We start from the raw sequence: 12,534 nt of genomic DNA on the forward strand, positions 1-12,534 counted from the left end.
CACCACGCGATCGACACCTTGACCCGGGCGGTTGGATCCCCCTCAACCAAGTGTCCACTGTGGATGATCACGACACATCTGTGACACGAACACCCTGTGGGGCTCGTAAATCAGATTCGGCTACGCTGCCTGCGAGTATTCGTTGATCAGTCCGCCCAGGATCGAGCGTCGTTGGACGCGAGCGGCGGTGAGGTCGACGACCTGTGGTGACGGGTTCGGTGGTTGCTGGCCGAGTGATCGGTGTGGGCGGTGGCCGTTGTAGTGCTCGGTGTACTCGGTCAGGACGCTCGTCAGGTGCCGTTCGCCGGCGATGAGGATCCGGTCGGTGCACTCGCGTCGGACCGTACCGACCCAGCGCTCCGCGAAGGCGTTCGCCTTCGGCGCCTGTGGTGGTGTTCGAACCACGTCGATGCCGGCTGCGGTGAAGACCGCATCGAAGGCGGCGGTGAACTTCGCGTCCCGGTCTCGCAGCAGGAACCGCAGCCTGTCGGCGTGCTGGTCGAGGCTCATGAGCAGGTTCCGGGCCTGCTGGGTAACCCAGTCGCCGGTCGGGTGTGCGGTGACACCGACGATGTGGACCTGCCGGGTGGCGAGCTCGATGAAGAACAGCACGTAGATCCGTTTCAGGAGCACGGTGTCTACGGTGAAGAAGTCGCAGGCCAGGATTGTGTGGGCCTGGGCGGTGAGGAACTGCTGCCAGGTCGGTCCCGTTCGGCGTGGGGCCGGGTCGACGCCGGCCTGGTGCAGGATCTTCCAGACCGTGCTGGCCGCTACCTGGTAGCCCAGTCGAGCCAGTTCACCCTGCACCCGGCGATGGCCCCAGGTCGGGTTCTCCGCGGCCAGACGCAGGACCAGTTCCCGGATCTCACGAGCGACGGATGGCCGGCCGGGTCGCGCGTGCGGGAAGGTCCAGTGTCGTGCGATCAGCTGTCGATGCCAGCGCAGCAGGGTCGCGGGGGTGACGAAGAACGCCGCCCAGCGTTGCCGGGGCAGCAGCCGTGACAACGCCGCCAGCACTACCCGGTCAGCGGGTTGCAGATCGGGCCGGTGTACCTGCCGGCGTAACACCGCCACCTGATGCCGTAACACCAGCAGTTCGACGTCCTTTGCTCCACCGTCTCGGGCGAGCTGGGCCAACATCTGCAGGATCTGACGCAGCAGCAGGTACACCAGCGACGCACTCATGGCCTGGATTATCGTCGACGTCCTCCGGTGAGCCTCGCACAAACCGCACGTCACAGCCTTCGGACCAGATTTACGAGCCCCACAGGACGGCCTGCACGACGACACGGTCGCGCGGCGGTGACAGGTCGAGCACAGCGGCGGCCAGCGTCTGAGGTTCCTGTTCGGCGAGCGCACCGCACACGTGGATGTGTGGAGTTGGTATCGCGGTACATCGGTCGGTCCGTACTCGGCGATGAGCGCGCTCCTGGCGATGGAACGTGTCGCTGACCATTGGTTGAGCCAGGGTGCATCGCCGAGGAAAATCGTCGAGATACATCTGGACGGGTGCGAGAATCTGGCGGTCCCAGGGATGCTTTTCGGTCTACTGGTGCGCCACGTGGAGAACCTCGACACCGAGCTCGACCCGTTCCTCGCCGAACCGGTCGTCTGGAAGCTGGAGTTGCACCGCCGCACGAGTGAGTCCTCCGGGTTGCGTGCAACAACTGAAGGGCTCGCAAACCTGGAGCGTCGTCAGTGGACACCGCGTGAGGTGGCCGTATGGCTGATGACTCACGGCGGCGAGGCACGCGCCGAGGTATTGAAGAAGGTCGCCGAGCAATTCGTCAAGAATGGCGACCGGCTCGGCTTCAGCCAGGAGCTTACGAAGAATTGGGCCGCAAGCCTGGACTCCGACCAGTACCGAATCACGCAGCACGGCGACAATTACTACATCGAGGTCGTTGCGCCACCCGAGCTCCAGGCCGCGCAAGAGACGCACGTAGCGTACCAGGAGGTCGTGCAGGCCACCCTGCGACTGCAGAACCGGTACTGAGGCTCGGCCAAGCAAGATGCCAACTACGCGCCCCCTTCCTCGGAGGAGATCGCCGCGGACCTGGCTGCCGGCCGTTCATTACTCGAGTCCGGTGGCGACCAGATGCCGATCCGCCCTGTAGACGCGGTAGCCCACGTCGTCCGTGCAGCGGTCGCACGAGCCGCGGCCGGTGATATGGATGCGTTGGGTGACCAGGAGAGCTTCGCAACTGAGTTCGTTCTCTGGATTGCGTTGTCGTTCCAGGACGCCGAAGACCAGCGCCACGAAGGTCAGTACTTTGACCTAGGCGCCGACCGGGCCGTGGCCCAAGCCCTGCCGGCGTTCCTCACATCTGCGATGACCGCACCCTTGCAGGTGGCGGGACGCTCGACCGACGATGTCGCCGAGGCCGGCCTTGCGATGGCAGGCAAGGCATCCCTGGAGACACGGCTGTATCTGGCGCGCGGATGCGATGTCGTCTGGACGGCGCCCTGCCACGGCGACCCTTGCATCCACCGGACCGCGTTGAACTGGTTGGTCAAGACCGCCCGTGTTGCAGAAGTCGGACCATGGGACCAGCGCGGTCAGCGCCGGCTGAACGTCCAAATCGTTGGCGACGTCGCCGAACGCCTTCAGGAGTTGGCTGGAGACTCCATCGACATCGCCGTGCTCGACGCAGCCATTCGAGGACTCGGCGCAGCCGCGTCCTCGGACCACTGCTGCACCCATGACGCAGCCACAGTGCTCATCAGCCTTCTCGACGTCGAGCGACGTGCCATGGTCACCCAGAAAAAGAAGGGCTGGACAGCGGACCATCAAGGGGCACACAGGCTCGTCGCCGCACGAGCCCTCCTCGAGGGATTTGCAAAGAACGGTGACGTCAGTTCGGTGCTTGAACACCTCGACGTCCTTCGCGCTGACGGAGGACTGATGTCGAACTTCCTCCGCGGTCTCGCGGCAGCCGGCGCAGAGAACGAACGCCTGGCCGAAGCTGCCCGAGAAATCTGGCCACCGTTGCTGCGCCACGCCACCGGGTACTTGCGCGATGACCCGAGCCCTTACCGTGACCGCCACTGGGGCGACTGGGCCGCCGACGCTCTCCTGCCGAACCCGCTTCCGTGGACGCAAGGCCTGTACAACGAGGTCGTCGGTGCACCCATCGACTGGGTCCGTGCTGAGGACCTCGTCGAACTGATCGACGACTGGTTACCCGCTGCTTGCGGAGAGGTCAAGTGCGTCGACGGACTCATCAACATCCTGCACAGGCTGCCGGCAGAGGTGCAGGTCACTCGCGGCCTGCGCTGGGTGTCCGATCTGTGCATCCAAGACGGCCGTGTCACCGTCAAGCAGTCATGGCTGTCGAACAACTGGCTCAAAGAGATTCGCAGCACGGCGGAGGAACTCGACCACCTGAACGAGCGGCAGATGCTTGTCGATGCCTTGGTTGTCGCCGGGAACGAAGGGCTGGCGCCCTACAGCAGGTGACGTCTCAAGCCCTTATCCGAACTCTACTGACGGACTTCTGGATCCACAGCTCGAACGAGCCCGTCCGGCTCGCTGGGTCTGGTCCCGTTGCGCCTGTTCGGGGTTTCGGGGAGGGCGGGGGTAGAGGTGACGGGGAAGGTGTCTCAAGAGTGTTAGCCGTCACCGAAGGTGACGACGAGTTTGTTCTTGTCCGTCATTGATCTTGAGGGTGTCTGTAGCGCGGTCTGGTGGGGTTGCGTTTTTTGGTGCGCGTCATCACCGTGAGGACGTTGTTGCAGGCAGCGGCCCTCCCGGTGTTCCTTGGCCGGTCGTTCGGGAGGGCTGCCTCGGTGCGGAGGCACCTTGGTGATGACGGTAAACGACGACCCGGTTGGGGTCGAACGTCAGCTCGTGGTGGGTGGGTTGCGCTGCGGGGCGTGTGCGGGCCGGTTGACCGGGTGGGGGTGGGCGCGGCCGCGGGTGCTGCGTGGTGAGGCGGGTGCGCGGTGGCTGCTGCGGCCACGGCGTGTTCGCTGTGCTGGGTGCTCGGCGACGCATGTGCTGCTGCCGGTCGGGGTGCTCCTGCGCCGAGCGGACACGGTCGCTGTGATCGGTCGGGCCCTGGCTGCGAAGGCGTCCGGGCTGGGTGCGCGGCCGGTCGCGGTGGTGCTGGATCGCCCGTTGGAGACGGTGCGGGGCTGGTTGCGCCGGTTCGCGGGGAAGGCGGAGCAGGTCCGGGTGTGGTTCACCGGGCTGCTGGTGGCCGTGGCGGCGGATCCGGTGATGCCTGAGGCGGCCGCGACGGTGTTCGCTGATGCCGTGGCTGCGGTCGAGGCCGCGGCGCGGGCGGTTGCCGGCCGGTTCGTGCTGCGCATGGTGACGGCGTGGCGGGTCGCTGGCGTGGTGTCGCAGGGCCGGTTGCTGTCTCCGGACTGGCCACCAGAGTCGATCAACACGAGTTCGCCCTGGCCGGCGGCCGTGTGACCGGCAACCCTCAACATTTGTCGATCTTCAGACGACTGTTGAGGAGGCTGTTGTTGACGACCGTCGATGACGAGACGCGGGTGCGGGCCGACCGCGCCCGCCGGATCGCGTTGTGGCGCTACCAGCTGATCCGGGAACCGGCCGATCCGGCGTATTCCACCCGCCAGCGCGGCCGGATGGTGCGCCAGCTCGCTGGTCCTGGACCGGGCGAACCCGCGGACCAGGGCGACCGCGACGGCGACCCCGACGGCGGCGGAGGTGAAGTTCTGCACGGCGAGGCCCGCCATCTGCACGAGGTGGCCCATCGTCGACTCGCCCGAGTACGACTGCCAGTTGGTGTTGGTGACGAAGCTGACCGCCGTGTTCCACGCCTGGTCGGGCTCGACCGGGTCGAAGCCCAGCGACAGCCACAGGTGCTGCTGGACCCGCTGGAACACGTACAGGAACAGGATCGAGACGGCGGAGAACGCCAGGACGCTGCGGGCGTAGACGCCCCAGGCCTGCGCACCGTCGGGGTTCACGCCGACCGCCTGGTAGACGAGCCGCTCGAAGCGGCTGTGCCGGGTGGCGGTCACCGTCCGGTACATGTGGTCGCCGAACGGCCTGTAGAGCAGCACCAGGGCGATGAGCAGCGAGGCGACGAACACGGCGCCGGCCGTTGTGGTGCTCATCAGAACTTCTCCGGCAGGAGCAGGGCCGTCACCAGGAACGCGGTGAGGGCGACCGCGAGGATGAGACCGATGAGGTTCTCGGCGTTCACAGCCGTTCCACCGCCCGCACCGCCAGGCCGAGGACCGCGAACGCCGCGATCGTCAGCAGTACGAACCACAGGTCAGCCACGAGGGGATCTCCTTGCTTGTCCTTCACGGCGGCCGACGACCGGCCGCACCCGAAGTGCATCCCCGCGGGTCTGCGCTGCCCAGGTGCGTTGACGGATTCCATACGCCGGTCACCCGGTTCTTGACGCCTTCTTAACGAGGTGCCGGCGCCGGCCCGCGTGTACCGGGCGCGGGCGGCCGGGTGATGGGTAGGGTCGTGGGGTGGCGACTGGGATCGTGTTCGAGACGCATTCGTGGAGTGAGGACAATGACCAGGGGGTGGCCACCGGCTGGCTGCCGGGTCGGTTGTCGGCGCGGGGGCGTGACCTCGCGGTGGAGCTGGGTGGGCGGCGCAAGGGTGACGTCGATGTGGTTTTGACGTCTGACCTGCGGCGCGCGGTGGAGACGGCGGAGCTCGCGTTTCCGGACGGTGCGGTGCCGATCCTGCACGACTGGCGGCTGCGGGAGTGCGACTACGGTGACGGCAACGGGATGCCGGCGGCGCAGCTGCACGAGCACCGCGAGCGGTATCTGGACGAGCCGTACCCGAACGGGGAGAGCTGGCGGCAGGCGGTGCGGCGGGTGGAGGGCGCGCTGCGGGACATCGCCGAGCGCTGGGACGGGCGGCGGGTGCTGATCATCGGTCACGTGGCGACCCGCTGGACCCTGGATCATCTCGTCGACGGGGTACCCCTGGAGGAGCTGATCACCGCCGACTTCGGCTGGCGGGAGGGCTGGGAGTACCGGTTGACGGTGTGACGCCGTCGCCGATGCGGCGGTTCGGGTCGTCGACGAAGGCCCGCAGTGCCTCGCACAGGTCCTGGCCGAACCGCCGCACGGTCTCCTCGTCGAACAGGTCGGCGCTGTATTCGAAGTAGCCGCTGATCCCGGCGGGGGTGCCGGCGGCGTCGCGCCGTTCGGTGCCGACGAACCACAGGTCGCACCGGCTGGTGTCGGTGTCGGTGAACTCGACGGACGAGGTCACCCCCGGCAGGTCCAGCAGGTGCTCGGGCCGGTCCGTGAGCGACAGCCCGACCTGGAACAGGGGGTTGCGGTTGCCGGCCCGCTGCGGGTTGACGGCCTGGACGACCTGGTCGAAGGGCAGGTCCTGGTGGTCGTAGGCGGCGAGGTCGACGGCGCGGACGCGGTCGAGCAGGTCGGCGAACGTCGGGTCGCCGGCCGTGTCCGTGCGCAGCACGACGGTGTTGACGAAACAGCCGACGACGTCGAATGTCTCCTCGGTGCGGCCCGCGACGGCGGTGCCGATCGGCAGGTTCGTGCCGGCGCCGTGCCGGGTGAGCAGCGCCGCGAAGGCGGCGTGCAGCAGCATGAAGACCGTCACGCCGCGGGCGCGGGCGAGGCGCTGCATCCGGACGTGGGTGTCGGCGTCGAGGTGCAGGTGGCTGGTCCCGCCCCGGAACGAGGTGATGTCCGGCCGTGGCCGGTCGGTGCGCAGGGGCAGCTCCTGCGGCAGGTTCGCCAGCTGCGCCCGCCAGAACCGGCGTTGCCGGTCGAGGGTCGAGCCGGGCTGTTCGTCGTCGAACAGGTCGCGCTGCCAGCCGGCGTAGTCGATGTACCGCGTCGGCAGCGGCTGCCACGCCGGGGCGCGGCCGCCGGTGCGGGCGGCGTAGGCGACGCTCAGGTCGGCGCCGAGCACCCGCAGCGACCAGCCGTCGGCGGCTCCGTGGTGCAGCAGCAGCATCAGGACGTGCTCCTGCTCGCCGAGCAGGAACAGGGTGGCCCGCAGCGGCGGCTCGCTGTCCAGGGCGAACGCGTGCCGGCTGGCGGCCGCGAGGTGCTGCGGCAGGTCGGCCTCGGTGGTCGTGGTGATCTTCAGCTTCGGCCTGGCCTGCGGCGGCGGCAGCACCCGCTGGTACGGCTCGCCGTCGACCTGCGGCAGGACGGTGCGGAGGATCTCGTGGCGGTCGACGACGTCGGCGAGCGCGGCCCGCAGCGCGGTGAGGTCCAGGCGGCCGGCGAGCCGGATGGTCAGCGGGATGTTGTAGGTCGGGCTCGGGCCCTCCATGGTCTGTGCGAACCACATGCGCCGCTGCGCGTAGGACAGCGGCGGCCGCTGCGGCGCGACCCGGTCGGGTGACGCGACGGTACGGGTCGCCGGCCCGGTCAGCCGGCCTGCCACCGCGGCGGGCGTCGGGTGGTCGAAGACGGCGCTGACCGGCAGGTCGACGCCGAGCAGCGCGCGGATGCGGCTGGTCAGCCGCACGGCGAGCAGCGACTGCCCGCCGAGTTCGAAGAAGTTGTCGTGGACGCCGACGCCGGACAGGCCGAGGACCTGCGCGAAGACGTTGCAGAGCACTTCCTCGTGGGGCGTGCGCGGGCTGGCGGCGCCGCCCCCGATGTCGGGTGCGGGCAGCGCCGAGCGGTCCAGCTTCCCGATCGAGGTGAGCGGCAGCCGGTCGAGCACGACGATCGCCGGCACCATGTAGTCGGGGAGCTGTTCCCGGAACAGGTCGCGCAGGGAGTCCGCCAACGCCGTCAGGCTGTCCGCGGCGGCGCGGTGGTTGGCGTAGCGCGCCAGCGGGGCGTTGTCGTCGGCGGGCGCCGGCCGGTAGACGTTGGTGGGTTGGAACGCCGCCGGGTCCGGCGCCGTCGCGAACAGCACGTCGAGCAGGTCCGCGCGGGGTGGGGGCGACCAGGTGACGGCGGTCCACAGGCCGAGACGCCGGCCGAGGGCGTGGAAGTCCTCCGGTTCGGGTGGTTGCGGCCCGTCGGGGTCCGGTGCCGGGGTGTCGTCGGCGGGCCACAGCCGTGCGGAGGCGGCCAGGTCGGCGGTGAGGCGGCGGTTCGGCACACCTGTGAGCCGCAGCCGCAGCGGTGCGCCGGCGGCGGCTGCGGCGTCGAGGGCGGCGGTGAGCTCGGCGGCGAGGGTGTCCAGGTCGGCGACGCCGGTGCCCCAGGCGCGGGTGGTGGCGGTGCCGAGGTCGGCGTCGTGCGGTGCCGCGGTCCGCAGGACCACCTCGTACCGGTAGCGGCTCAGCTCGTTGTGGGCGCGGCCGTGCTTGAGCCGGACGTCCACGGTGGTCGTCTCCGGCAGGCGGCGGGCGAGCGCGTGGAAGAACTCCGGGTCGAGCAGCAGCTCCTTCTCCAGCAGCACCCGCTGCTCGACCAGCCGCCGCAGCGCCTCCGGCGCGGTGCCGTCCTCCGCGCGGTACACCTCGATCGCGGCGTGGAAGGTGCGCAGCAGGCGGGCGTTGCGGATGTCGCCGATGTACAGCGCGCCGCCCGGTGCGAGCAGCCCGACGGCGCCGCGCACGACGCGCTCCAGGTAGTCCGGCGACGGGAAGTACTGCACGACGGAGTTGAGGATGATCGTGTCGAAGTAGCGGGCCGGCAGCCCGTCGACGTCGTCGGCGGCCTGGTGCCGCAGGTGCACCTTGCGGGCCAGGTCGGGCTGCCCGGCGAGCGCGGCGCCCAGCGCGTCGACGGCCTCGGCGGAGAAGTCGGTGGCCCAGTAGGAGGACGCCTGCGGGGCGAGGTGCGCCAGCAGCAGGCCGCTGCCGACGCCGATCTCCAGGATGCGCGACGGGCGCAGCTGCCGGATGCGGGTCACGGTGGCGTCCCGCCATTCGCGCATCTGCTCCAGCGGGATGGGTGCGGTGTCGTAGCTGGAGTTCCAGCCGGCGAAGTTCTCGCCGAGGGGGAGCTGGCCGGCGTCGCTGTACATCTTCTCGTAGATCTGCAGCCACTCGGCCACCCGGTCCGTCTCGTCAGTGGCCGCTGTGGTGCCGGCAGTGGTGCCGGTGCGGTCGGGGACGACGTATGCCACGACGCGCTTGTCGCCGGTGCCGGTCGGGCGGGCCACCACGGCGGCGTGCGAGACGCCGGGGTGGCTGACCGCCAGCGACTCGATCTCGCTGAGCTGGATGCGGAAGCCGCGGATCTTGACCTGGTCGTCGGCCCTGCCGATGAAGTGCAGCGTGCCGTCGGCGCCCCACCGCACGAGGTCGCCGGTGCGGTACATGCGCTCCTCGGGGTGCAGCAGGTCCTGCAGGAAGCGCTCGGCCGTCGCCTGCGGCTGTCCGAGGTAGCCGAGGGACACGCCGGGGCCGCCGATGAACAGTTCGCCGACCGCGCCGGCGGGCACCGGTTCGAGGTCAGGGTCCAGGACGTAGACGCGGGTGTTGTCCATGGGCAGGCCGATCGGGACCGGGCCGGCCGGTGCGTGCCGCAGGTGCAGCCGGGTGGCGAACGTCGTGGTCTCCGTCGGGCCGTACACCGCGACGACGGTCAGGTCCGGGCAGGTGGCCTGGACGCGACGGACGGCGTCGGGTGACACGATGTCGCCGCCGGTCCACACCTCGGCCGCGCCGGCGAGGCAGCCGGGGTCCTCGTCGGCAAGGACACCGAACAGCCCGGAGGTGAGGAACACCGCGGTGACGCCGGCCGCGCCGATCTGCTCCCGGAGCATCGGCGCGTCGACCGGCCGGTCGGGTGCCACGACGACGGTGCCGCCGTTGAGCAGCGGGATCCACAGCTCGTAGGTCGAGGCGTCGAACGCGTGCGGGGAGTGCAGCAGCACGCCGCGGTGCGCGGGGGTCTGGAAGTCACGGTCGGCGGCAAGGGCCAGGACGTTGCGGTGGGTGACGATGACACCCTTCGGGTGTCCCGTCGACCCCGAGGTGTACATCACGTATGCGACCTGGTCGGCGTCCAGCTGCGGCAGCGTCGTGGCGGCGGCCGGCGCGGGGGTGTCGGGGGTCAGGGTGGTGAGGCCGCGCCGGGCCGCGAACGGGTGCGCGGCGGTGTCCCGGTCGATGACCAGGACCTTGGCGTCGCAGTCCTGCACGACGGTCTGCATGCGCGACGCCGGGTAGCGGATCTCCAGGGGGACGTACACGGCGCCGCTCTGCACGATGCCGAGGACCGCGGCGACCAGGTCGGGGGTGCGGCGCATCAGCACCGCGACGGCGTCGCCGGTCCGCACGTGGCAGGCCGCCAGCCGGGCGCTCCACTCGTCCGCCGCCGCCTGCAGCCGGCGGTAGGTCAGGGTCTGCGCGCCTGATCGGACCGCGACGGCGTCGGGGTGGGCGGCGACCCGGGCGCGGAACGCCTGCGGCAGGGTCCCGGCCGGGACGGGGCGGTCGGTGTCGTTGTGCCGGGTCAGCAGCCGGTCGCGTTCCCCGGCCGGGACGAGCGTCAGGTCGGTGACGAGCCCGTCCGCGCCGTGCTCGACGATGCGGTGCAGGACCCGGGCCAGCCGTTCCCGGTGCGCCGTCACGTCCTGGACCTGGTAGAGGGCGGGATTGGCGTCGAAGTCGATCGTGAGGCTGCCGTCGGCGAAGTCGTAGCAGACGATCGACAGGTCGTCCACCGGCATGATCGAGATGTTGTGCGTCGTCGCGCGGCAGGGGCCGAACGCGACGGACCTGGTGACGGGGATGAAGTTCACCAGGGGTCCGAAGAACCGGCCCGGGACGTCGGGGCGGATCTCGCGCCGCAGGGTCTCGCCGCGGAAGCGCTGATGGCGCCGCATGTCGCGGTAGCCGCCGTTGATGTCACGCGCCAGTGTCCGCCACGTGTGCCGCGGGGTGAGCTGGACCCGCAGCGGCAGCACGTTGGATGCCATCGTGGGCACGGCCCGGCTCGTCGGGGTGGCTCGCCCGGTGACGGACAGGCTCAGCACGACGTCATCGGTGGAGGTGACGCGCCCGACGTAGGCGGCGACGGCGGCGATTAGCAGGCCGAGCCAGGTGGTGCCGGCCTGCCGGGCCGCCGCGCGCAGCGGCTTGGCCTGCTCGGGAGTGAGCGTCCAGCGCTGGCGGATGATGTCGCGGCTGACGTCGGCGGCCCCGTCGGACAGCGTCGGCTGCCGGGTGCGGTCGGCGAACCGGTCGTACCAGTACCGCCGGTCCGCCGCCCACTGCGGCGAGTCGAGGTAGGCGGCCTCCTCGTCGAGGTGTTCCCGCAGGGACGGCAGCGCGCCGCCGGTGTCATCGGGGTCGTCGTACAGCGCGGCGGTCCGGCGGATGAGGAGGTCGACGCCGGCGCCGTCGATCACGAGGTGGTGGTAGTCCATGAAGAACAGGGCCCGCTCGGCGGACAGCCGCAGCAGCGCGAACCGGAACAGCGGCGCGGCGGTGACGTCCATGGTGACGGCCGGCCACTGCCGCATCCACGCGTCCGCGGCGGCGAACGGGTCGGGCTCGCCGGTGAGGTCGAGGACGGGGCAGACGTCGTCGGGGACGTCGCCGACGCACTGCCATGGGACACCGTTGTCGGTGCCGAACCGCGCGCGCAGGCCCTCGGCCTCGGTGACCGTCTGACGCAGGGCGGCGCGGAACCGCTCGGCGTGCAGCGGCCCGGCGAGGTCGACGTATCCGGTGACCTTGTAGACCGGGCTCTGCGGATCGCTCTGCTGGGCGAACCAGACGCCGAGCTGCGCGCTGGACAGTGGGTACTGCTCCCGGGGGGTCCCCGACATGCTGTGCGCTCCCTTCAGTGATGCTCGGACCGCACCGGGCCGGCGACGGCGTCGCGGACCGCGGCGGCCGCCTCCGGGCCGGCCAGCAGGCGCGTCCGGGGCAGCTCCAGGCGGTGGGTCCGTCCGGTGGTGGTGGGTGCGGCGGTACCGCCGGCGGGGTGTTCCTGCGACAGCAGGGTCATCGCGGCGCCGTCCGGCCGGTCGGGGTACGCCGCGGCGGTGAGCAGGTAGCCCGCGTACGCGGTGAGCCGGTCCCGGAGCTGGGCGACGAGGGTGTCGTCGAGCCGCAGCCGTCCGGCGGCCTGCGCGAGCAGATCGGCGTACTGCTCGGCGAGCGTCACAGCGAGGGTGGTGAGCCCGGCGGGGCCGGCGGACTCGGCGTCCTGCAGGGCCTTCCTGGCGATGCTGCGGGCGTGGTCCGCTTCGGCGGGCAGCTGGCCGGCCAGGGAGTCGGTGGCGGCGACGAACGGCCAGTACAGGGTCTGCGGCACGACCGGGCTGGGGTCGATGAGGATCGCCGGCGGGGGGTCCGGCGCGCCGGCGGCCACCGCGGCCGCCAGTGGTGCTGCCAGTGCGGCGCCGGCGCAGTACCCCATGACCCCATGCACCACGACGGCGGCGTCGCGCAGTTCGGCGCACCACGTCGCGAGCTGCGCGTCGGGCGCGGGCAGCCGGTCCAGGCCGCCGGCCGGGGTGGGCGGCAGGAGCTCGAGCACGGCGTAGTCGGGCAGGTTGACGGCCAGGTCGGCGAAGCGGGCGTCGCCCTGTCCGGTGTCGAAGGTGACCGCCAGCAGCGTCGGGTTCTGCTTGCGGCCGCCGAGATACCGCCAGTGGCGCAGCTTCATGGGTGG

Annotated in this window: 8 protein-coding genes and 1 pseudogene; 3 read left to right on the forward strand and 6 right to left on the reverse strand. The window is 70.6% G+C overall.

Annotation, left to right across the window (positions count from 1 at the left end):
• Positions 1–120: 120 nt before the first annotated feature.
• Complete coding sequence (locus AB0H83_RS44490) at positions 121–1,359, reverse strand: integrase core domain-containing protein (RefSeq protein ID WP_360107454.1); 1,239 nt, start codon at positions 1,357–1,359, stop codon at positions 121–123.
• A gap of 58 nt (positions 1,360–1,417) precedes the next feature.
• On the opposite strand from AB0H83_RS44490, the gene AB0H83_RS44495 reads away from it, so the two are divergent.
• A complete protein-coding gene (locus AB0H83_RS44495) occupies positions 1,418–1,996 on the forward strand; it encodes a hypothetical protein (RefSeq protein ID WP_360107457.1) in 579 nt (192 codons plus the stop codon).
• Positions 1,997–2,098: 102 nt separating this feature from the next.
• Positions 2,099–3,460, forward strand: a complete 1,362-nt coding sequence (locus AB0H83_RS44500) for a hypothetical protein (protein ID WP_360107460.1) — start codon at positions 2,099–2,101, stop codon at positions 3,458–3,460.
• Between the two features lie 1,148 nt (positions 3,461–4,608).
• Here the strand turns inward: AB0H83_RS44500 and AB0H83_RS44505 are convergent.
• From AB0H83_RS44505 to AB0H83_RS44515, 3 genes and pseudogenes are all read right to left on the reverse strand, one after another.
• Positions 4,609–5,094: pseudogene (locus AB0H83_RS44505) on the reverse strand (potassium-transporting ATPase subunit KdpA); the annotation flags it as partial.
• Entirely contained in the window at positions 5,094–5,183 is a 90-nt protein-coding gene (kdpF, locus tag AB0H83_RS44510; RefSeq protein WP_360107463.1) for a K(+)-transporting ATPase subunit F, read from the reverse strand. The gene kdpF and the pseudogene AB0H83_RS44505, both read right to left, overlap by 1 nt.
• Positions 5,180–5,365: a hypothetical protein gene (locus AB0H83_RS44515; protein ID WP_360107466.1), complete on the reverse strand. Its 186-nt coding sequence runs from the start codon at positions 5,363–5,365 to the stop codon at positions 5,180–5,182. The genes kdpF and AB0H83_RS44515 overlap by 4 nt, the downstream gene beginning before the upstream one ends.
• A gap of 98 nt (positions 5,366–5,463) precedes the next feature.
• Between AB0H83_RS44515 and AB0H83_RS44520 the strand changes: the two genes are divergently transcribed.
• Positions 5,464–6,000 carry a histidine phosphatase family protein gene (locus AB0H83_RS44520; protein ID WP_360107469.1) on the forward strand — a complete coding sequence of 179 codons (537 nt, stop codon included), beginning with the start codon at positions 5,464–5,466 and terminating at the stop codon, positions 5,998–6,000.
• Here the strand turns inward: AB0H83_RS44520 and AB0H83_RS44525 are convergent.
• Complete coding sequence (locus AB0H83_RS44525; protein WP_360107472.1) at positions 5,948–11,683, reverse strand: amino acid adenylation domain-containing protein; 5,736 nt, start codon at positions 11,681–11,683, stop codon at positions 5,948–5,950. The two genes, AB0H83_RS44520 and AB0H83_RS44525, sit on opposite strands and share 53 nt — an antisense overlap.
• Positions 11,684–11,697: 14 nt before the next feature.
• Complete coding sequence (locus tag AB0H83_RS44530; protein WP_360107475.1) at positions 11,698–12,528, reverse strand: hypothetical protein; 831 nt, start codon at positions 12,526–12,528, stop codon at positions 11,698–11,700.
• Between the last annotated feature and the right edge of the window lie 6 nt (positions 12,529–12,534).

The organism is Dactylosporangium sp. NPDC050688, from assembly GCF_040654515.1.
GTDB lineage: Bacteria > Actinomycetota > Actinomycetes > Mycobacteriales > Micromonosporaceae > Dactylosporangium.